Source organism: Synechococcus sp. MIT S9503, assembly GCF_047304175.1.
Lineage (GTDB): Bacteria > Cyanobacteriota > Cyanobacteriia > PCC-6307 > Cyanobiaceae > Synechococcus_C.
The window spans coordinates 1,525,626-1,543,987 of record NZ_CP138955.1 but is presented as its reverse complement, the minus strand read 5'-3'; the positions used below and the strand labels follow the sequence as shown (position 1 = coordinate 1,543,987).

At 59.6% G+C, this 18,362-nt stretch carries 23 protein-coding genes; 10 read left to right on the top strand and 13 right to left on the bottom strand.

The features are described from left to right. Nucleotides 1-2: 2 nt before the first annotated feature. The 3 genes from SIB56_RS08870 to SIB56_RS08860 form a co-directional block, all read right to left on the bottom strand. A complete protein-coding gene (locus SIB56_RS08870; RefSeq protein ID WP_413323600.1) occupies nucleotides 3-110 on the bottom strand; it encodes an adenylosuccinate lyase in 108 nt (35 codons plus the stop codon). Nucleotides 111-125: 15 nt separating this feature from the next. Continuing rightward, nucleotides 126-1,421 (bottom strand): adenylosuccinate lyase, encoded by a 1,296-nt coding sequence (gene purB / locus SIB56_RS08865; protein WP_413323599.1) that lies wholly within the window; start codon nucleotides 1,419-1,421, stop codon nucleotides 126-128. A gap of 61 nt (nucleotides 1,422-1,482) precedes the next feature. After that, nucleotides 1,483-1,698 (bottom strand): hypothetical protein, encoded by a 216-nt coding sequence (locus SIB56_RS08860; RefSeq protein ID WP_413323598.1) that lies wholly within the window; start codon nucleotides 1,696-1,698, stop codon nucleotides 1,483-1,485. A gap of 98 nt (nucleotides 1,699-1,796) precedes the next feature. Between SIB56_RS08860 and SIB56_RS08855 the strand changes: the two genes are divergently transcribed. Continuing rightward, nucleotides 1,797-2,624, top strand: coding sequence for a TlyA family RNA methyltransferase (locus tag SIB56_RS08855; RefSeq protein WP_413323597.1), 828 nt, complete (start codon nucleotides 1,797-1,799; stop codon nucleotides 2,622-2,624). 25 nt (nucleotides 2,625-2,649) lie between these two features. Here the strand turns inward: SIB56_RS08855 and SIB56_RS08850 are convergent, their stop codons facing one another. The 3 genes from SIB56_RS08850 to SIB56_RS08840 all read right to left on the bottom strand — a co-directional run bounded on the left by SIB56_RS08850 (nucleotide 2,650) and on the right by SIB56_RS08840 (nucleotide 3,534). Then, nucleotides 2,650-2,988 carry a P-II family nitrogen regulator gene (locus SIB56_RS08850; protein ID WP_413323596.1) on the bottom strand — a complete coding sequence of 113 codons (339 nt, stop codon included), beginning with the start codon at nucleotides 2,986-2,988 and terminating at the stop codon, nucleotides 2,650-2,652. Nucleotides 2,989-3,020: 32 nt separating this feature from the next. Then, nucleotides 3,021-3,248, bottom strand: coding sequence for a hypothetical protein (locus SIB56_RS08845; protein ID WP_413323595.1), 228 nt, complete (start codon nucleotides 3,246-3,248; stop codon nucleotides 3,021-3,023). Nucleotides 3,249-3,318: 70 nt separating this feature from the next. Next, nucleotides 3,319-3,534, bottom strand: a complete 216-nt coding sequence (locus tag SIB56_RS08840) for a DUF4278 domain-containing protein (protein ID WP_413323594.1) — start codon at nucleotides 3,532-3,534, stop codon at nucleotides 3,319-3,321. A 294-nt stretch (nucleotides 3,535-3,828) separates the two neighbouring features. Between SIB56_RS08840 and queF the strand changes: the two genes are divergently transcribed. Next, on the top strand, nucleotides 3,829-4,239 hold the full coding sequence (queF, locus tag SIB56_RS08835; RefSeq protein ID WP_413327256.1) for a preQ(1) synthase: 411 nt from the start codon (nucleotides 3,829-3,831) through the stop codon (nucleotides 4,237-4,239). Here the strand turns inward: queF and SIB56_RS08830 are convergent. The 7 genes from SIB56_RS08830 to SIB56_RS08800 form a co-directional block, all read right to left on the bottom strand. After that, entirely contained in the window at nucleotides 4,211-5,503 is a 1,293-nt protein-coding gene (locus SIB56_RS08830; protein WP_413323593.1) for a cytochrome c biogenesis protein ResB, read from the bottom strand. The genes queF and SIB56_RS08830 overlap by 29 nt on opposite strands. Before the next feature lie 2 nt (nucleotides 5,504-5,505). Next, a complete protein-coding gene (locus SIB56_RS08825; RefSeq protein ID WP_413327253.1) occupies nucleotides 5,506-6,174 on the bottom strand; it encodes a cytochrome c biogenesis CcdA family protein in 669 nt (222 codons plus the stop codon). A gap of 85 nt (nucleotides 6,175-6,259) precedes the next feature. Further along, complete coding sequence (locus tag SIB56_RS08820) at nucleotides 6,260-7,528, bottom strand: FtsW/RodA/SpoVE family cell cycle protein (RefSeq protein WP_413323592.1); 1,269 nt, start codon at nucleotides 7,526-7,528, stop codon at nucleotides 6,260-6,262. A gap of 109 nt (nucleotides 7,529-7,637) precedes the next feature. Next, nucleotides 7,638-7,838, bottom strand: a complete 201-nt coding sequence (locus SIB56_RS08815; RefSeq protein WP_006851140.1) for a phycobilisome linker polypeptide — start codon at nucleotides 7,836-7,838, stop codon at nucleotides 7,638-7,640. 5 nt (nucleotides 7,839-7,843) lie between these two features. Continuing rightward, nucleotides 7,844-8,332, bottom strand: a complete 489-nt coding sequence (apcB, locus tag SIB56_RS08810; protein WP_413323591.1) for an allophycocyanin subunit beta — start codon at nucleotides 8,330-8,332, stop codon at nucleotides 7,844-7,846. A gap of 38 nt (nucleotides 8,333-8,370) precedes the next feature. After that, nucleotides 8,371-8,856 carry an allophycocyanin gene (locus SIB56_RS08805; RefSeq protein WP_067095786.1) on the bottom strand — a complete coding sequence of 162 codons (486 nt, stop codon included), beginning with the start codon at nucleotides 8,854-8,856 and terminating at the stop codon, nucleotides 8,371-8,373. A gap of 413 nt (nucleotides 8,857-9,269) precedes the next feature. Beyond that, nucleotides 9,270-12,179 carry a phycobilisome rod-core linker polypeptide gene (locus SIB56_RS08800; protein ID WP_413323590.1) on the bottom strand — a complete coding sequence of 970 codons (2,910 nt, stop codon included), beginning with the start codon at nucleotides 12,177-12,179 and terminating at the stop codon, nucleotides 9,270-9,272. Nucleotides 12,180-12,337: 158 nt separating this feature from the next. Here SIB56_RS08800 and SIB56_RS08795 point away from each other — a divergent pair, with 158 nt between their 5' ends. The 8 genes from SIB56_RS08795 (at nucleotide 12,338) to atpA (ending at nucleotide 18,351) form a co-directional block, all read left to right on the top strand. Further along, nucleotides 12,338-13,531: a class I SAM-dependent methyltransferase gene (locus SIB56_RS08795; protein WP_413323589.1), complete on the top strand. Its 1,194-nt coding sequence runs from the start codon at nucleotides 12,338-12,340 to the stop codon at nucleotides 13,529-13,531. Nucleotides 13,532-13,644: 113 nt separating this feature from the next. Further along, nucleotides 13,645-13,980, top strand: a complete 336-nt coding sequence (locus SIB56_RS08790) for a hypothetical protein (RefSeq protein ID WP_413323588.1) — start codon at nucleotides 13,645-13,647, stop codon at nucleotides 13,978-13,980. Nucleotides 13,981-14,005: 25 nt separating this feature from the next. After that, nucleotides 14,006-14,731 carry a F0F1 ATP synthase subunit A gene (atpB, locus tag SIB56_RS08785; protein WP_413323587.1) on the top strand — a complete coding sequence of 242 codons (726 nt, stop codon included), beginning with the start codon at nucleotides 14,006-14,008 and terminating at the stop codon, nucleotides 14,729-14,731. Between the two features lie 170 nt (nucleotides 14,732-14,901). Next, nucleotides 14,902-15,150 (top strand): ATP synthase F0 subunit C, encoded by a 249-nt coding sequence (atpE, locus tag SIB56_RS08780; protein WP_007098848.1) that lies wholly within the window; start codon nucleotides 14,902-14,904, stop codon nucleotides 15,148-15,150. A gap of 87 nt (nucleotides 15,151-15,237) precedes the next feature. Next, a complete protein-coding gene (locus tag SIB56_RS08775) occupies nucleotides 15,238-15,705 on the top strand; it encodes a F0F1 ATP synthase subunit B' (protein WP_413323586.1) in 468 nt (155 codons plus the stop codon). Further along, the gene (locus SIB56_RS08770) at nucleotides 15,702-16,223 is read left to right on the top strand and encodes a F0F1 ATP synthase subunit B (protein WP_413323585.1); all 522 of its coding nucleotides are present in this window, start codon (nucleotides 15,702-15,704) and stop codon (nucleotides 16,221-16,223) included. Before SIB56_RS08775 ends, SIB56_RS08770 begins: the two co-directional genes overlap by 4 nt. After that, complete coding sequence (gene atpH, locus SIB56_RS08765) at nucleotides 16,223-16,771, top strand: ATP synthase F1 subunit delta (RefSeq protein ID WP_413323584.1); 549 nt, start codon at nucleotides 16,223-16,225, stop codon at nucleotides 16,769-16,771. Before SIB56_RS08770 ends, atpH begins: the two co-directional genes overlap by 1 nt. Nucleotides 16,772-16,830: 59 nt before the next feature. Beyond that, nucleotides 16,831-18,351: a F0F1 ATP synthase subunit alpha gene (atpA, locus tag SIB56_RS08760; RefSeq protein ID WP_413323583.1), complete on the top strand. Its 1,521-nt coding sequence runs from the start codon at nucleotides 16,831-16,833 to the stop codon at nucleotides 18,349-18,351. The last annotated feature ends 11 nt before the right edge of the window (nucleotides 18,352-18,362 follow it).

The following is an 18,362-nucleotide window of genomic DNA, read 5'->3' as shown; positions in this document are numbered from 1 at the left end:
CGTTAGGGGTCCGGACCAGCTCCGGGCCTCAGCACGAGGACAATGATCAGCATCATGCCGCTGACACTGACGACCACGTAAATCCAGTCTGCATAGGGGGTCCAGAACATGGTTCGGGCTGGGTGTCAGAGCCCCAGGCGCTTCCAGATCACCCCCAGATTCGCCTGGTGCAGATCGGTGCTGAAGCAATCATCCAGTTGCTGCGGACTGAGCTTGGCGGTCACCTCGGTGTCAGCTGCAAGATTGCTGCGGAAGTCTCCCCCCTCGTTGTTCCAGGCGCTGTGAGCGTTGCGTTGCACCACCCGATAGGCATCCTCCCTGTTCATGCCCGCATCGACCAGTCCAAGCAGCACCCGCTGGCTGAACACCACACCGCCGTAGACATTCATGTTGCGGCGCATGTTCTGCGGATAGACCCCCAGGCCTGCCACCACGGCTGTCATTTCCCGCAGCATGAAATGCAGAGTCACTGAGCAGTCGGGGAGCATCATCCGCTCGGTCGAGCTATGGCTGATGTCTCGTTCATGCCAGAGAGCAACGTTTTCCAGCGCGGCGACGACATAGCTGCGCAGCACTCTGGCCAGACCGCTGATGCGTTCACTTCGGATCGGGTTGCGTTTGTGAGGCATGGCAGAGCTGCCTTTCTGCCCTTTGGCAAAACTTTCTTCCACTTCGAGCACATCCGTGCGTTGCAGGTTGCGGATCTCAGTGGAGAAGCGGTCCAGAGAGGCACCGATCAGGGCCAGGGTCTGCACATAGTCGGCATGACGGTCACGGGAGATCACCTGAGTGCTGGCGGTGTCGGCCGTCAGTCCCAGTCGCTCGCAGGTGAGTCGTTCAACCTCCGGATCGGTGTTGGCGTAGGTGCCCATGGCGCCGCTCACCTGGCCCACGGCCACATCCCGCTCCAGTCGTTGCAGGCGCTCGGCATTGCGGCGGGTCTCGGCCAGCCAGCCGGCCAATTTGAAACCAAAGGTGATCGGTTCACCATGAATGGCGTGGGAGCGACCGATCATCACCGTGGCCTTGTGCTCTGCCGCCAGCGCGGCGATGGCGGCATCAAGGGCGCTGAGTTCCCGGCGCAGCAGAGCCACGGAAGCCTTGAGCTGCAGGGCCAGACCTGTGTCGAGCACATCGCTGCTGGTCATTCCCACATGGATGTAACGACCCGCGTCCCCGACGTGCTCGTTGACGTTGGTGAGAAAGGCAATCACGTCGTGACGCACTTCCGCTTCAATCTCGAGAATCCGCGCCGGCTCGAAAGCCGCCTTGCTGCGGATGTCGTCCATGGCTGAATCGGGAACGCGTCCCAGAGTGCAGTTCGCCTCACAGGCAGCCACTTCAACATCAAGCCAGCTCTGATACTTGGCCTGATCGGTCCAGATCGCGCCCATTTCGGGCAGGGTGTAGCGCTCGATCAAGGAATCGCAGAGAAACGGTCAATCCCTGACCATACGGTGACGCTGGTTTGTTTCCCGCAGCTCAGGCGGAGCGCAGTCGACGATGTTCCACCTCCCATTGCACATGCTGTCCCCAGGTTTGCTGTCTCACCTTGCAGAGACCGCCCCGGCATTCGATCACCTGAAAGGGGGGAAGATCGCTGGGGTGGTTCTCGATGGTGACGAAGGTGCCGGGGTGCAGGAGTTCCACCACGTTGCAGGGTTTCGGTCGGTGGCGTGGCTGCTGCTTGGCGGACATGACCGTGTTGCGGCTCGGGTTGATCCTCAAGGAGTTGTTCGCTCTACCGCCCGAACCATGCAAGTTTGTTCGGATTTCATCTCTGCTTTTATGAAGAAATGGCTCGCAAACGCCGTCTGGATCTGCATCTGCTCACTTTGGGTTTGGCCTCTTCACGCCAGCAGGCCCAGCGGCTGATCCGTGCCGGCAAGGTGCGCGATGCTCATGGACAGCGATTCGAGAAGCCTGGACAAGAGGTTCCGGAGGACGCCACGGTTCAGGTGGAGCAACCGCCCCGTTTCGTTTCACGCGGTGGAGAAAAACTGCTGGGTGCCTTGAGTGCCTTTCCTGTTCAGGTGCAAGGACGGGTGTGCCTCGATGGCGGAATCTCAACCGGTGGATTCACCGATTGCCTGCTTCAGCACGGTGCCAGTCGCGTGTACGGCATTGATGTCGGGTATGGCCAGACCGCCTGGAGTCTGCGCACTGATGAGCGGGTGATCCTGCGAGAGCGCACCAACCTGAGGCGTCTGACGCCTCAGGACCTCTACGGGGCGAACGATCAGCGTCCGACCCTGGCCGTGGCGGATGTGTCATTCATCTCTCTGGGCCTGGTGCTCCCCGCCCTGCGTGGTCTGATGATCAGCGAAGGTCCGGAGACCGATCACTGTGAGGCCATCGTGCTGGTGAAGCCCCAGTTCGAGGTTGGACGCCAGAGGGTCGGTAAAGGCGGTGTGGTGCGTGAACCCGCTGCTCATGTGGACGCCATCACCGCCGTGATCGAAGCCGCTTGCTTGATCGGCTGGAACCCCAGCGGTCTGGTGGCCTCTCCACTCACAGGGCCTGCTGGAAACCATGAATATCTGCTCTGGCTGACCTCTCAGGTTGATCAGGCCATCACGAATCACACGATCGACAGGGTGGTCTCAGACACCCTGAGTGGCTGACATCAGGCTGAGCTGATCGACCGGCTCAGAGAGCGGAGCTGTCGCGATCACCTGTGCGGATGCGAACCACCGTGTCAACCGGAGAGATGAAGATCTTGCCGTCACCGATTTCACCAGTTTTTGCAGCTTCAGCGATGGCGTTCACCACGGTGTCGACGCGGCCGTCGTCGATCACCACTTCAATTTTGAGCTTCTGCAGAAATTCAACCGTGAATTCAGAGCCGCGATAACGCTCCACCTGTCCTTTCTGGCGGCCGAAACCGCGGACCTCGCTCACGGTCATGCCGACGATCCCCGCATTGACCAGCGCCAACTTGACATCCTCAAGCTTGAAGGGACGGATGATCGCTTCGACTTTTTTCATGGCAGCTATCAGGCTATTGAGAAGCTAAGAGCTCAGGCTTGTTGTGTTTGTGAGAGGGAAGGAAGCGGGTTCAGGGCCAGGCCTGCCTGGGAGGCGTCTGTCATCAGTGTTTCCGCGTCCGACCGGTTCACGATGACGTGACCTTCGGCGAGGAGCTCCCAGTGCTCGGATTCGAAATGGGTCTGAAGCCAGAGGATTCCATGAACGCTCGTGGGTACCAACCGGAAGGAGGTGCCTTCAGCGAGCAAGCGGAGATCCATGAAAAAGACTCTGATGTCCTCCCCATTACGACTCGCTGCTTCCTTTGAGGATGTACGCGTTGATACCGAATCAGGAGTTGACCGGCTTTCTGGCCTGCTCGCTTCTGTGCCGATAAACGCTGCCGCGGTAATGGAGCTCCACAGTTGTTTCCGCTGCTGCCGTGTGGCTTAGAGGGGCGTCGTAGTGCTGGCCGCGATAGGTGTGCTCAACCTTGGTCTGGCTCAGGCGTTCATGCTGTGCCGGGTCGTAGGGGATGCCCCGGTAGGTGCGCTGTGTTGTGGTCATGGGAGTGGCCTCGAAGGGATGGTGTGTGCTCCGATCGTTGATCGGGACCGCTTCGTGGGAGAGAGCGTTGCTTCGCCTTGCGGGTGGCTACTTCCGGCTGGAGGGGCCTGCCGAAACAGACTTGAGCCCAACGGTTTGTCTCTCAATGCATTACTACTGCATAAATGTTGTTCATGGTGAACAGTTTTGGGCGGTTCAGTCGCTGAAATCGTCAAGTCCCTTCTTCCCTGCGGTGTTGGCGGCAGACGGGTCGGGTTTTAGGGTCTTCACAAACTGTTGTCTCGCTTACCGAAGATGGGTGCATCAACCGCGGAATCCACTCGCACGCCCCTCTATGGCGAGCGGGCCATCGCTGATGCCGAGCTGATCTGTTTTGACAACCCGCGCCCCGGCAGGCCTTATGAAGTTTCCATCGAGCTTCCTGAATTCACCTGCCTCTGCCCGTTCTCCGGTTATCCCGATTTCGCTGTGCTGCGACTTCTCTATCAACCGGGACCGCGGGTTGTTGAGCTGAAAGCCATCAAGCTCTACGTGAACAGCTACAGAAATCGCACGATCTCCCATGAGGAGGTCGCCAACCGCATTCTTGATGATCTAGTCGAGGCCTGTGATCCGGTCTGGATGCAGCTCGAGGCTGATTTCCACCCCAGAGGAAACGTGCACACCGTTGTGCGCGTCAGCCATGGAGAGCGTCAACCCTGTTGATCAGCTGGGGGAGCTCCGTGGCAAACCCCGCGAGGTTTCGGTTGCAAAGACCGCCAATGTGCAGTTTGGCCTGCTGGGTTTCAGCCACAGCCCAGATCTGACGCGTCGCCACCATGCTCAGGCCACCTCCCAACAGCGTGATCGCGAAGCCTGCGTATACAAGCGGAACTCCTGGATCACGTTTCAGCAGGAGCCCGCTCGCCGGCATGATCTCGACCACGCGCAGCGGCAGTCCCTGAACTTCGGCACCTTCTGCTCCAGGCCTCAGATTCGTGATCAGCCCTCCGTCTGAATCAAACACCTGCACAGGTCCCTGTTCACTACCGGTGCTGAGGAAAACAGGCTCACTTCCATCGGGTCGCGTCGGCAGCACGAGCCCCCAGATCTGATCACCGAGCTCGGGGAAGGTGCTCAGTGGCAGCTGCAGCAGGGGGCTTCGACCGATCTGAACAGTGATGGTCGCCAGCGACCAATCCGCCTGATACACAGTGATTCCCTGGTAACGCAAAGGATGATTCACGCTGATCGTGCGTTGCACCTGGGGATTGCCCTGTGGGCTGAGCAGCAGGGTTGAGCTGAATTGTTCCGGTCGACCGGCGGGATCCCTTTCAATCGCAAAATCCTGCAGGGTGAGGCTGAGCCTGTTCTCGCCCGCCGGACTGAGCAGATCGAGTGAGCGTCCAGGGGCAAGAAAGCGCTCGAGGCGTTGTCCCGCCAGCGCTCCCCAGGCCGCTCCGATCAGGAGCATCACCAGCCCTGTGTGAACCAGCAGAGGTCCCACCCGGCCGACAACCCCCCGTCGAGCGGCGAGTCGTCCGCTCTGCTGTTTGACATTCCAGCCCTGTCCTCTCAGCTCAGAGGCCAGTCCGTTCAGTGCGGCGCTGCTGTCGGAGCAGACGATCGTCTCAGCAAGAGCCAGCTTGCTCAATTGGCGGGGGCGGGAGTAGTCGGTCCAGCGCAGCGCCGCCTTCAGCGTCGGCCACTGACGCCTCCAGCTGCACAGGGTGAGTGCCAGCCCGAGCAGCGCCAGCAGCGAAAGAAACCACACGCTTGTGTAGACGTGATTCAGCTGCAGCTGCAGCATCAGGTTTCCGTTGATCAGTCCAAGCCACGGGTCTGCATTGAACCGTTCGAGATAAAGCTCAGGCGCTTCCTGCTGAGGGATGATCGTGCCAACGGCACTGGCCATGGCGATCAGCAGCAGCAGCAGAATGGCCAGCCTCAGGCTTGAAATCAGTGCCAGCAGTCGTCTGAAAAAGCGCATGCTCAGACCAGCCTCGTCAGCAGCGTGAGCGTGCCGATCGTGAGCAGCACGACACCGCTGATGCTGGGGATCCAGCGGCTGACCGAGCGCATCGCCATCAGTTTTGGAAGCGACGCCGCCATGCTTCCCGCAAGCAGCAACGGCAGGACCTGGCCGATCCCGAAGCTGCTCAGGTAGAGAAGCCCTGTCAGCGCGTTGCCGCTGCTGGCGATCCAGCCCAGCAGAACGGCGAGCACCGGCGTGGTGCAGGGAGAGGCCGCAAGGCCGAAGGCAAGACCAGCCGCGATGGGAGCCAGAGGTGCGGGCACGTTTCGACTCCACGCATTGGGGTCAGGGCCGTTCGGCAGAGGCAGCCGCACCACGCCAAGCAGGTTGAGTCCCATGACCACGGCAAGCAATGCCACCAGGGTTGGAATCAGTCCCGGTACCTGGCCATAGATCCCACCGAGCAGTCCGCTCAGGCTTCCAAGCATCACAAGAGCCCCGACGATGCCCCCGCAGAAGGCGAGGCTTCGTTGCCAGGGCGGTTGTTCGCTCTCGAAGCCGGCAAGGTAGGCCAGTGTCACCGGCAGCAGGGACAATGAACAGGGTCCGAGACTGGTCAGGGCTCCCACCAACAGCACGGCGCCCAGACTGAGGGGACCAGGCTGCTGGAGTGCATGGTTCAGCAGGTCTTCACCGCTTCGGGCCAGATCGGACAGTGCCAGGTCGAGAAAGGCGATGGTGAAGCCGCTGTCGGAAAACTCAGGTTTCAGCCTATCGATCAGAACGTTGACGGCGTCGATCAGACGCCAGTCGTCGAGCCTGTCCGCGCCCACCGATCAACCCTGTGGATTCGAGGGAGCAGCGCATCAGAAGTCCCACGATCATCAGGCTCGACAGCAGTGAGTTGCCCCCGTAGCTCACCAGCGGAAGCGGCAATCCCGTGGTCGGCATTGCTCCGGAGGCCACGGCCACATTCATCACGGATTGTCCCACCAGGAGCGCCGAGCAACCAATGGCGACGAGCCTGGCCTGATTGCTTCGGCAGCGCAGGGCAACGCGAAGCCCCAGATAGCCGATCAGCATGAGGAACAGCAGCAGCAGCAGGGACCCCACCAGGCCGAATTCCTCGGCGTACACGGCAAAGATGAAATCGGTGCTCTGAATCGGCAGGTACTGAAGTTTCTGCGTGGAGAGTCCAAATCCCTGGCCGAACACACCGCCCGATCCGATCGCCAGCAAGCTCTGGATCAACTGGTACCCATCACCCTGCGGATCCTTCCAGGGATTCAGAAAGGAGATCACGCGTAACCGCTGGTATTCATTGATCAGGATGCTGGCGGTGCCCAGCAACGCTCCTCCGATCGCCGAGCCGAACAGCTGGAACAGCGGCAGCCCGGCTGAAAAAGCCATCAGCCAGATCAGAAGGCCGGTCAGTGCCGCGGTGCTGAGATTGGGCTGCTTGAGAATCAGCAGCACCAGAACTCCGAAACTGGCCAGCCAGAGCAGCTTCTGATCCAGTCGGGTTCGTTTCCAGTGTGCAAACAGATTGGCGGCTTGCAGCACCACGAAGGGTTTCACCAGCTCGGAGGGCTGAATCTGAATCGGCCCGATCACCAGCCAGCGGCTGGCGCCGTTCACCGTGGTCCCCATCACCAGGGTTGCCGCGATCAGCAGGCAGCCAATCCAGAGCGCCGGTCCCGCCAGTTTCAGCCAGCGGCGCAGATTGATCGATGCGGTGAACGACATCAGGCTCCAGCTGGCGGCCATCCACACCAGCTGACGCTTGAGGTAGTAGGCACCCTCAGCCTGTTCACGGGCAGCCACCCACCAGCTCGCCGAAGCGAGCACAAGCAGACCGGCAAGGCTCCAGATGGCTGTGAGCGTGAGCAGCAGCCGTGCCTCCGCCGGCCAGAGTGACCAGTCGAGAGGCAGATATCGCTGCCAGAAAGGGGCTGACTCAGCAGCAGCCATGTGCCGTTCGCGCACAGTGCCCTGACGTGAGGATCGACTCCTTCGGGAGGTCACGGTGGGGCTGCTCAAAACATTCGGAGATGTTGCATGCATTGAGCCGTTCTCTGGACGGTTTGCCAAGGGAACTCAACAAAAAACCCGACCAGAGGCCGGGTCTTGACTCAACTTTGGGAGCGATTCAGTTTCCGACGTTGACCTGTTGGCCGCCGGTGCAGAGCTCCACCTTGATAATGCGTCCACCCTGTTTCTGAATCCGCTGTTGCTCAGCGAACCAGCTGTCATAGGGCACCCACTTGGTGAAGAAGGTGTTCTGCAATTCGCGCTGCGTCCGCACTTTTTCAGGGCTGGGTATGCAGGCGGTGACTTTGAACAACCGCATGGGGCTCAGTTGCCGAGGCCGGAACAGATGTAGTCGAAGTAGACACCCATTTCCTTGCCAGCGTCGGGACCGACCAAGGAGGCTGTGACTTCCTTCATGGCCTGAATGGCCTGGACGGTTGCTCCGATGGGAACACCCAGGGAGTTGTAGGTCTCCTTGAGACCGTTCAAAACACGCTCATCGAGAATGGAGGTATCGCCGGCGAGCATGGCGTAAGTGGAGTAACGCAGGTAGTAATCCAGGTCGCGGATGCAGGCTGCGTAGCGGCGGGTGGTGTACATGTTGCCGCCGGGACGGGTGATGTCCGAGTAGAGCAGCGCCTTGGCGACGGCGTCGCGGATGATCGCGGAAGCGTTCGCACTGATGGTTGCGGCAGCCTTCACGCGCAGTTCACCACTGGCGAAGTAGCTCTCGAGATTGGTCATGGATGCCGTATCCAGGTAGAGACCTTGGACGTCGGACTTGTTGATGACGTTGGTGATCGCGTCTTGCATGGACTCAGAGTGACGTGAAGGGGCGTTGGTTTCGGTGATCAGGCGAGAGCGCCCACCACGTAGTCGAAGTAGAAGCCGGCTTCCTCGGCATCAGCACCGCTGAGGATGCCCATTGCCACGGTTTTCATCTCACGAACGGCTTCTGCCATGGCCTCGAGGGGGGTGCCGAGGGATCGGTACAGCTCGCGAGCTCCGATCACGCCGATCTCTTCGATCGGTGTCACGTCACCGGCGACTACGCCGTAGGTGACGAGGCGGAGGTAGTAGTCCATATCCCGCAGACAGGTTGCGGTCATGGCCTCTCCGTAGGCATTGCCGCCGGGGGAAATGACATCAGGACGCTTCTGAAAAAGCTGCCCGCCTGCGGTCTTGACGATGCGCTCACGGCTCTCGCTGAGAACCTGAGCGACTCGCAGGCGACGCTGACCTCCGCTGACGAACGCCTTGATCTGATCCAGTTCTCCTGGACTCAGATAGCGGGCTTCGGCGTCCGCGTTGATGATCGAGTTGGAGACGATGCTCATGCAGTTCTACCTCGAAGCAAGCAGCCGCCCGTAGGAGGCCGATATCCGGTGAGTGGTGTGTTGATCTCTAGTGAGATCGGAAGCAGCTTAAGGGCCGCGGGGCCTCAGATCGCTGAGATCCGAGTGGGAAGGCCTCCAGATGTTGTATCTGTTGATCTTCCGTGATGGAACTCATGCTCCTCGCAGGGCAAGGAGCAGATAAACCAACCAAATTCTCAGTCAGAGGACTGGAGAGTATGTGGCCCGGTAACAGATCTTCATTGCCACTGTGAGCTCTACGATTTAATTTCCCAGCTGGTTTTTTCTGGATTTTGTTGATAAACAGCCGCTAAAAAGCCGGAGGTCTTGATGACTCCGGCTGAAACGTCAATTAATAATAATTAGCAATAAATCTCTGATTCTCAACAAGTAGATCAGAGAGCTTCGTCAGGCCGTGGCGTCAGGCCGGCATTGCCTGCATAGAGACTTGCCGTGCGAGTGATTGTTGACTGAGGCACTCCACTGCGTGAGTTCAGTGTGCTGAGACCGGGCACATCCGAAGGCTCGGTGCCGTTTTCAGCACGGAGTTCGAGCAGGTTGCGCACAGCGGTCGGTTGTCCTGATGCCGCTCTCACCTGCAGAAAGCGACTGGTTTCTGCAGGTGTCGAGGCTCTGCCCAGCAGCGCGAGGCTTGCTGCGGTTGCCGCCCGCAGCGGCGCCATGCGTGACAGGCGGTCCTGGAAGGGCTCGCTCAGTGCGACAGATTCGACGAAGCCGTCGAGATCAATCTGTCCATTCCTCAGCAGTGACTCAGCCGAGGTGAGGCGTTCTGTCTCCAGGGGAACGCGGTTAAGCAGTTGCCTATAGGTCGCATCTAGGATTTCCCGCAGTTCAGACTCGCTGGAGACGCGCGCCAGGGAGGCCTGGGTGGGAAGCCCTGCACGGCGCTTGTAGCCGCTGGCATCACCCAGCGGCAGCGCAGCCGTCAGCCCGGCGTTTCCTCGGCTCTGCTGTCTGGAAAGTCCGAGCTGATTGACTGCTCCGGCGGAGCCGGATGAGCGCCGAAGCATGAATGCACCCAGCTGTTCCGGCGGGGTGAAGCCCTTGATGTCGGCCGTCCACTTGCCGCTGGAGATCCGGCGAGGACTCTGGTCAGCAATGTTTCTCCTGGTGATGTCACCGGTCGTGCGCAGCGATTCGCCACGGATGGCTTCGGGTCTGGGAGACATCGATACATTCACTCTGGCCCCGATCGATGGATCCAGTGCTCTGCGCAACGTGGGTGCACGGCGGGTGTTCAGGTCCCTGGGAGTGATGAAACGCTCGTAGGGAACTGTGTCCTCGCCGAAGCAGTCGCTGTAATCCTTGCTGTCGATCAGTGCATCAACGAGGCCGTAGAAGCCGCGACGCGCTGCGGTGTCAAAGAGAGCGTCGATCTCCCAGCGTCCGAAGGTGGGCCTGCCCAGCAGACGGCGATGCATGACTTCGATCGACTTTGCGATGTAGAGACCTTCCCAGTAACGACGGCGGAAGGCATCCGAGCGGGCCACGCTGCGGATGAAGTCGCGAAGACTGATGTCTCCGTTTTCCAGACGGGCTTCCTCGGAGCCGAGTCGTTCGCCGTCATAACCGCTGTTGCCGAGCACTTGCACATAAACGGCCTTGATCACCGCCTGGGTGGAGGATTCGGTGTTGCGGACACTTGGCTGGCCGCTGCTCCGGGGGAAGGCCGCACCACCGGTGGCGATCTGCTGGAGTCGAACCACACGGGGTCCCACCTTGCGGGGACGGCTGCCCCGGAACTGGGGACTGTCCATCTGGCCAGGTTGAGCCATTCCATTGCTCACCAGCAGACGGCGAGTGTCGTAACTGAAGGGTGCAGGACGGGTCGACACCGAGGCGGTGTCCGAAGGGAAAATCGCTCCGTACTGATTGCCAACAGGATCGTTGCCACCGCCATAGGCATGTTGATCAGCCAGTGGCTGCCTGTAGGAGGCATACAGCGTCACGTACTGAGGTGCGCCCTCGAAGGGTGCACTGAAGCGGAACAGTCGACGGTTGGATCCCCAGCCGGCACTCTCCTGTGCCTCTTCACCGAGATCGCGCAGATAGGGAACGGTTTCCTCCCCGAACGTCTGTGCGTACTCGCTGCTGTTGACGATCACATCAACCAGGCCGTTGAGGCCCTGGTCGCTCACGATCGAGAAGGCCTTGCGGAATTCTTCTAGCGAACTGACACCGCGTCCAAGGAAATGGCGATAAGCCAGCTCAACAACCCTGCTGTTGACGAAGGGGCCGTAGAACTGATTCCTGTACTCCTTGCTTCTGCCCAGGGCACGGATGAACTCCCGCATGGAAATCTTGCCCTGAACCAGCTGACTGGCTTCCGAGCGGCATGGGGTCTGTGAATAGCCCTTGGCAATGTCACGTTCAAAGACCTGCCTGTAGGCGGCTCGGATCACTTCAGATTTTTCCGCACCCGAAAGACCGGGGCGCATCTCGAACCGCTGTGCTGTCTCAGAGGCCAGGGCGTAGATCGCAGGCAGCTGCAGTCCCTGGCTGACGCGGCTGCCGAGCTTCTGTTTCGTGGAGGGAGTGGCAACGGCAAGCTCCTTCAGCAGCACGTTGAAACAGTCGATTGTGAGCCGTCTGGCTTCAGGGCGATCCCTCAGCAGCTCCGCGCTGGCTCCTCGCATTTCCTGAAGTGCCACGTTCGTGGCCGTCAGAGAACAGTTCTTGAGGAGGATGTCGCGCAGTCCACGCGTGTTCACCGCAAGGATGCTGGGGTCACCTGCCACCAGTGCGTAGCCCACGTAGCGAAGAAACCAGCCCAGATCCCTCACGGATTTCCGCATGAATGCCGGGCCGTATTTGGCCACACTGATGGCGGTGAATCCGGTCGGCAGGACGACCCGAACGTCGGCGTCACCCCCGCCGATGTCAAACAGACGAGTGAAGAAATTCCCCCGCTGGGTCACACCGCTTTCACCGGTGAAGGTGCGCACGGACTGCTCGAAAGCGGCCTGGTCAGAGGCGAGCGGAGCGGAATCGACCACCTGTGCAACCTCGCCTGTGCTGAGCGGCGCTTCGAGGAATGAAAGCGGAGTCCCTCCAACGAAGATCCTGTTGGCAGCGCGGGCGACAATCGCCTCAGCATTGGCGGCGATGATTCTCGACGCTTCCAGACGGTCATTGCCGCTGCGGAAGAACGTGATCAGCGTGTCGAGCTCCCCCCCATCAGGGAAACGGTCCTGTTGTTCCGCCTGGCGAACGCTGGAGAGCGGCAGAGTGTCGAACAGCTGTGGGGAAACCCTCGGGCTGCCGCTGCTGGCGGTCACGGTCATGAACGGGAGCAAGCCGGATTCGGCCACGTTACGGCTCGTCCTCAGGGCTCCTTGACCGGCATGAACAAATGTTTGCAGGGGTCACTCGATCAAGCCTGATTCAGAAGGCCCCCGTGAAATGCTCCAAATCAAACCACCCTGCAGAAAACAGCGCGCAGATGAACCCCATCCCCTCAGATGCGGCCACCCCTGTGGTGAGCGACTTCTATGACCGGTTCCCGTATCCAGGGGATCCACTTCAGGATGGTCCGCCTCCCGGATACAACTGGCGCTGGTGCCACGAGAGCGTTCAGGCAGCCGTGTATGGGGAGGTGTCAGCGAGCACCGATGACCCAGCTCCTCTGCGGATCCTTGATGCCGGCTGTGGAACGGGTGTGAGCACGGATTATCTGTGCCATCTCAATCCAGGCTCCGAGGTCCTGGCAGTGGATATCAGCTCAGGAGCTCTTGAGGTGGCTCGTGAACGGTTGAAGAGATCCACCGGAGTGGATCAGGTGCGTGAACTGCGCCAGGAGCAGCGCAGCCTGCTGGATCTGGCGGGAGAGGGGCCTTTCGACTACATCAATTCCGTTGGTGTTCTGCATCACCTGCGCGAGCCTCTGGCCGGACTGAAAGCGCTGGCTGCCCTGCTCGCTGATGAGGGCTTGATCCATCTGTTCTTATATGCCGATGGTGGGCGCTGGGAAATCCATCGCACGCAGAACGCTCTGTTCAGACTCGGTGCCGGCATTGGGGCTGACGGTCTGCGTCTCGGTCGCGAGCTGTTTCAGGTTCTTCCTGATGGCAATCGTCTGCGTCAGAACCATGAGCAGCGTTGGCTGATCGATACAGCCGCGGATTCGAATTTCGCCGACATGTATCTGCATCCGCAGGAAACCAGCTATGACCTCACAGGTCTGTTCGATCTGATTGAGGCTGCAGGCCTGGAGTTCGCCGGTTTCTCGAACCCTTCCATCTGGGATCTGAGCCGCCTTCTTTCAGGTGAACTGCTGGAGCGAGCTCAGAAGCTGTCGCAGAGAGAACAGTGGTTGCTGATCGAGGACCTTGATCCCGACATCAGTCATTTCGAGTTCTTCCTGGCTCGCAACTCAGTGCAATTCAACCGCTGGACCGATGATGCTTCCCTGCTTCAGGCTTGTGGGAGAAGGCAGCCCTGTCTCTGGGGATGGCCATCGCTCAGCCTGCTTGGTCCTGATCTGGAGCCGATCGCCCTCTCCGAGGCTGAGCTCCAACTTCTGCAAGCCGTTGAGCGCCAGCCGAAGACCAGTCTGGGCGCCTTGGATCTGGGGCCTGAGACCACTTCAGTTGCGAGAGGTCTGCTGGCGCGCAGGCTGCTGTTTCTGGAGGCCTGAAGCACTGGGGGGCGAGAAAACGCGTGATAGATTCCGCGCGCTTCCTCAGGCGTTGCTTGCTGGCTAACGAACCCACTGAATCATCCGCGGCTTCCGTTGCGACTGATTCGGGAATGGGTGACTACGCGAGACTCCAACAACGTTTGATGCTGGCCACCCTGGCCGTCTCACTGGCTGCGGTTTTCATCGCACTGGTTGGTTTTGACGTCGCGGTGGCACGCAGCCTGCTGGTGGGTTCCTGCGCTGGTGTTCTCTACCTGCGCCTCCTCGCCCGCAGCGTGGCTCGTCTTGGTGGAGGTTCCCGTCAAGTGGGTCGATTTCAGCTGGTTGTGCCTGTTCTGCTCATTGTCGCAGCGGCAAAGCTCCCTCAGCTCGAGTTGCTTCCCGCTTTCATCGGATTCCTTCTCTACAAACCCGCCTTGATTCTTCAGACCGTCATTGACGGCTGAGTTCGCGCATCCCCTTCTGCTTTCAATGGCTTTGCTGCCTTACACACTGCCTTTCGCCGAACTGGAGGTTGGGAACCATCTGTACTGGCAGATCGGCAATCTCAATCTCCATGGCCAGGTTTTTCTCAGCTCCTGGATCCTGATTGGTGTCCTGCTCGCCGTCGTGCTGGTCGGCACGCGCAAATTGGACCGTGATCCCAGGGGTGTTCAGAATCTGCTCGAGTTTCTCTGGGATTATCTGCGTGATCTCGCCCGAGATCAGATCGGAGAAAAATATTATCGGGACTGGCTTCCGTTCATCGGAACGCTGTTCCTATTCATTTTCGTCAGCAACTGGGGTGGTGCTCTTGTCCCCTGGAAAGTCTTCGAACTTCCTGAGGGTGAACTCGGAGCTCCCACTGCCGACATCAACACGACTGTGGCGATGGCCCTGCTCGTTTCGCTCGCCTATTTCTACGCAGGTCTCAGCAGAAAGGGTCTGAGGTTTTTCGAGCTTTATGTGGAGCCGACTCCGATCATGCTCCCCTTCAAAATCATCGAGGAGTTCACGAAACCTCTGTCGCTTTCTTTCCGTCTGTTCGGAAACATTCTTGCCGATGAACTCGCGGTTGGCGTTCTCGTGTATCTGGTGCCTCTGATTGTTCCTCTGCCTGTGATGTTGCTTGGTCTGTTCACAAGCGCAATCCAGGCACTGATCTTCGCAACACTGGCTGCCTTCTACATCGGTGAAGGCCTGCACGAACACCACTAGGTGACGAATGATCGCCCATGAGGCGATCTGCTAAACACTTCTGCGCGTAGGTCCGACGCTCATGACTCGGGCCCGCTCTCCGGCAACAGAGAGTGTCCCTGCGCAGGGGGAACCAATCCCCACTCATTTGCTCAGCGCTGTCCAGCGCACCCCCCCCCAACGCACTCAACATGGATTCCATTACTTCCGCAGCTTCCGTCGTTGCTGCCGGCCTTGCTGTCGGCCTGGCTGCCATCGGCCCTGGTATCGGTCAGGGCAGCGCTTCTCAAGGTGCTGTTGAAGGTATTGCCCGTCAGCCCGAAGCTGAAGGCAAGATCCGCGGCACCCTGCTGCTTTCTCTGGCATTCATGGAGTCGCTGACGATCTACGGCCTGGTGGTGGCTCTGGTGCTTCTGTTCGCCAACCCCTTCGCCGGTTGATCCATCTGGAGAGCCGCGTCCCCTGACGCCGGCTCTCCAGTTTGACCCTGCTTCTCTTTATTCGCTTTTCCTCAGCGCTCCTCTTCCATGACCTGGCTTCTGCTTGCTGAAGCAGCGGTGCCGGAGGGAGGTCTTTTCGACCTCGATGCCACCCTGCCTCTCATGGCTGTTCAGGTGGTTCTCCTGACCTTCCTGCTTAATTCCCTCTTCTTCCGTCCGGTCGGCAAGGTCGTGGAAGAACGTGAGGGCTTCATTTCCACCAGCCTTGCTGATGCCAAGCAGAAGCTTGAGCAGGTTCAGCGTCTAGAGGCTGAACTTACAGAACAACTCCGAGGTGCTCGTCAGGCTGCTCAGGCCGCGATTCTCGAAGCTGAGCAGGAGGTCGACAACCTTTACCGCGAAGCCATTGCGACAACCGAAGCCGATGCCAACCGCACGCGGGAACAAGCCCGTCGTGAGATCGAGGCACAGCGTGAGCAGGCTCAGTCGCAGCTCATGGGAAAGGTTGATGAGTTCAGCGCCAAGATCATTCAACGTCTGCTGGCGGTTTCATGATGTTCCCTGTCACGTTGTTCGCAGCAGAGGGTGGTTTCGGGATCAACCTCAATCCGCTCGAAACGAATCTGATCAATCTGGTCATCGTGATCGGATTGCTGGTCTATTTCCTCAAAGGACTTCTCGGCGGAATCCTTGAGCGGCGTCGTGAATCGATCCTCAAGGAATTGAACGACGCGGAATCCCGGCTCACCAAGGCCACATCAGACCTGAGCAAGGCCCAGGCTGATCTCGATTCCGCCAAGGACAAAGCCGAGAAGATCCGAGCCGACGGCAAAGTCAGAGCCGAGGCCATCCGCTCTGATGGCGAGAAGCGCACCATTGAGGCCATGGCAGCCCTTAAGCAGGACGCACTCGCTGATCTCACTGCCGAGGGAGCCCGACTCACCGAGCAGCTGCGCCGTGAAGCCGCCCTGGCCGCCATCGACAAAGTGCTGGCAGATCTGCCAGGACGTCTTGACGATGCGGCGCAAGCTCGTCTGATCGACGCCTCCATCAACAATCTGGAGGATGCCTGATGCCCCTTCTCAACACACTGGCCACTCCCTACGCGGAAGCGTTGCTGCAGGTGACCAACGCCAGAAACGAGTCCGAGGATGTGGCCAACCAGTGCAAGGAGCTTCTCGCTCTCTGGGACAGCAGCGACTCGCTGCGGGATGCCATGACGTCCCCGGTGCTTGAACCCACGGCAAAGAAGAAAGCTCTTGAGCAACTTCTGAGCGAGCAGATCAAACCCTCCCTGCTGAATCTGCTCAAGGTTCTCGCTGATCGCCAACGCCTCACTGCTTTTGATGCCGTCATGGGTCGGTATCTCGAGCTTTACCGGGAGTCCCGCAACATCTCACTAGCGCATGTCCGCACGGCCAAGGCCCTGTCTGACACACAGAAGGCCTCGCTGACCACCAAGGTCCAGTCCATGGTCGGCAGCGGTTCGGTTGAAATCGACCTCACGATTGATCCAACCCTGATCGGGGGCTTTGTGATCAATGTGGGCTCTCAGGTCATCGACGCTAGCCTTTCCGGCCAGGTCCGGCGACTCGGTCTCTCGCTCGCCAAGGCGAGCTGACCGTTTTCTTTTCACCCTTCAGATTTTTCTCCTACTCCCCGTCAAAGGGTTTACCAGCCATGGTTTCCATCCGTCCCGACGAGATCAGCGCGATCCTCAAGCAGCAGATCGAGGACTACGACAAGTCTGTTTCCGTCAGCAACGTCGGTTCCGTTCTGCAGGTGGGTGATGGCATCGCCCGTGTCTACGGCCTTCAGGAAGTGATGGCCGGCGAGCTCGTTGAATTCGAGGACGGCACCGAAGGCATCGCGCTCAACCTTGAAGACGACAACGTCGGCGCTGTGCTGATGGGTGAAGGCCTCGGCATTCAGGAAGGCAGCACTGTTCGTGCCACCGGCAAGATCGCTTCGGTACCCGTTGGTGATGCTCTGCTCGGCAGGGTTGTGAATTCCCTGGGAGTTCCTCTCGACGGCAAGGGTGATCTGGCAACAAACGAGACCCGACTGATCGAATCTCCCGCTCCGGGGATCATTCAGCGCAAGTCTGTGCACGAACCGATGCAGACCGGAATCACTGCGATTGACGCGATGATTCCCATCGGCCGTGGCCAGCGTGAGCTGATCATTGGTGACCGTCAGACCGGCAAGTCGGCGATCGCGATCGACACCATCCTCAATCAGGCCGACCAGGACGTGGTCTGTGTCTATGTGGCCATTGGCCAGAAAGCAGCTTCCGTGGCTCAGGTCACCGAGGTGCTGCGTGAGCGCGGAGCTCTGGACTACACCGTGATCGTTGCTGCAAACGCCTCTGATCCCGCTGCTCTGCAATATCTCGCTCCCTACACAGGCGCTTCCATTGCAGAAGCCTTCATGTACAAGGGCAAGGCCACCCTCGTGATCTACGACGACCTGTCCAAGCAGGCCCAGGCTTATCGCCAGATGTCACTGCTGCTCCGTCGTCCGCCCGGACGTGAGGCCTACCCCGGTGACGTGTTCTACTGCCACAGCCGTCTGCTCGAGCGTGCCGCCAAGCTCTCCGATGCGATGGGCAAGGGTTCGATGACGGCACTGCCGATCATTGAGACCCAGGCTGGAGACGTGTCCGCGTACATCCCCACCAACGTGATTTCGATCACCGATGGCCAGGTCTTTCTCAGTTCCGATCTGTTCAACTCCGGACTGCGTCCGGCCATCAACGTCGGAATTTCCGTGAGCCGGGTCGGCGGCGCCGCCCAGACCAAGGCCATCAAGAAGATCGCCGGCACGCTGAAGCTTGAGCTGGCTCAGTTCGATGAACTGGCTGCCTTCTCGCAGTTCGCTTCCGACCTCGACGCGGCGACACAGAAACAGCTTGGACGCGGCAAGCGTCTGCGCGAACTTCTCAAGCAACCTCAGTTCAGCCCGCTGATTTTGGCTGAGCAGGTCGCGATCGTCTACGCCGGCGTCAAGGGCCTGATCGATGACGTCCCCGTGGATCAGGTGGTTCAGTTCTCCCGTGAGCTGCGCGAGTACCTCAAGAGCAACAAGCCTGAGTTCATCAAGAAGATCCAGGACGAGAAGGTGCTCAGCCCTGAAGCCGAGACCCTTCTCAAGGAGGCCATTGCCGAAGTCACCTCCACCATGTTGGCTTCCGCCAGCTGAGGCACTGAGTC

Excerpts from the sequence above, each read along its gene's own strand:
- SIB56_RS08840 (WP_413323594.1), bottom strand. The coding sequence starts at position 3,534 with ATGACCACAACACAGCGCACCTACCGGGGCATCCCCTACGACCCGGCA.
- atpB (WP_413323587.1), top strand. The coding sequence starts at position 14,006 with ATGGCTTTGCTGCCTTACACACTGCCTTTCGCCGAACTGGAGGTTGGG.
- SIB56_RS08800 (WP_413323590.1), bottom strand. The coding sequence starts at position 12,179 with ATGACCGTGACCGCCAGCAGCGGCAGCCCGAGGGTTTCCCCACAGCTG.
- atpH (WP_413323584.1), top strand. The coding sequence starts at position 16,223 with ATGCCCCTTCTCAACACACTGGCCACTCCCTACGCGGAAGCGTTGCTG.
- SIB56_RS08790 (WP_413323588.1), top strand. The coding sequence starts at position 13,645 with ATGGGTGACTACGCGAGACTCCAACAACGTTTGATGCTGGCCACCCTG.
- atpE (WP_007098848.1), top strand. The coding sequence starts at position 14,902 with ATGGATTCCATTACTTCCGCAGCTTCCGTCGTTGCTGCCGGCCTTGCT.
- atpA (WP_413323583.1), top strand. The coding sequence starts at position 16,831 with ATGGTTTCCATCCGTCCCGACGAGATCAGCGCGATCCTCAAGCAGCAG.
- SIB56_RS08850 (WP_413323596.1), bottom strand. The coding sequence starts at position 2,988 with ATGAAAAAAGTCGAAGCGATCATCCGTCCCTTCAAGCTTGAGGATGTC.
- SIB56_RS08795 (WP_413323589.1), top strand. The coding sequence starts at position 12,338 with ATGAACCCCATCCCCTCAGATGCGGCCACCCCTGTGGTGAGCGACTTC.
- SIB56_RS08770 (WP_413323585.1), top strand. The coding sequence starts at position 15,702 with ATGATGTTCCCTGTCACGTTGTTCGCAGCAGAGGGTGGTTTCGGGATC.
- SIB56_RS08855 (WP_413323597.1), top strand. The coding sequence starts at position 1,797 with ATGGCTCGCAAACGCCGTCTGGATCTGCATCTGCTCACTTTGGGTTTG.
- SIB56_RS08775 (WP_413323586.1), top strand. The coding sequence starts at position 15,238 with ATGACCTGGCTTCTGCTTGCTGAAGCAGCGGTGCCGGAGGGAGGTCTT.
- SIB56_RS08815 (WP_006851140.1), bottom strand. The coding sequence starts at position 7,838 with ATGCGGTTGTTCAAAGTCACCGCCTGCATACCCAGCCCTGAAAAAGTG.
- SIB56_RS08860 (WP_413323598.1), bottom strand. The coding sequence starts at position 1,698 with ATGTCCGCCAAGCAGCAGCCACGCCACCGACCGAAACCCTGCAACGTG.
- SIB56_RS08830 (WP_413323593.1), bottom strand. The coding sequence starts at position 5,503 with ATGCGCTTTTTCAGACGACTGCTGGCACTGATTTCAAGCCTGAGGCTG.
- apcB (WP_413323591.1), bottom strand. The coding sequence starts at position 8,332 with ATGCAAGACGCGATCACCAACGTCATCAACAAGTCCGACGTCCAAGGT.
- SIB56_RS08845 (WP_413323595.1), bottom strand. The coding sequence starts at position 3,248 with ATGGATCTCCGCTTGCTCGCTGAAGGCACCTCCTTCCGGTTGGTACCC.
- SIB56_RS08870 (WP_413323600.1), bottom strand. The coding sequence starts at position 110 with ATGTTCTGGACCCCCTATGCAGACTGGATTTACGTGGTCGTCAGTGTC.
- SIB56_RS08805 (WP_067095786.1), bottom strand. The coding sequence starts at position 8,856 with ATGAGCATCGTCTCCAACTCGATCATCAACGCGGACGCCGAAGCCCGC.
- queF (WP_413327256.1), top strand. The coding sequence starts at position 3,829 with ATGGGTGCATCAACCGCGGAATCCACTCGCACGCCCCTCTATGGCGAG.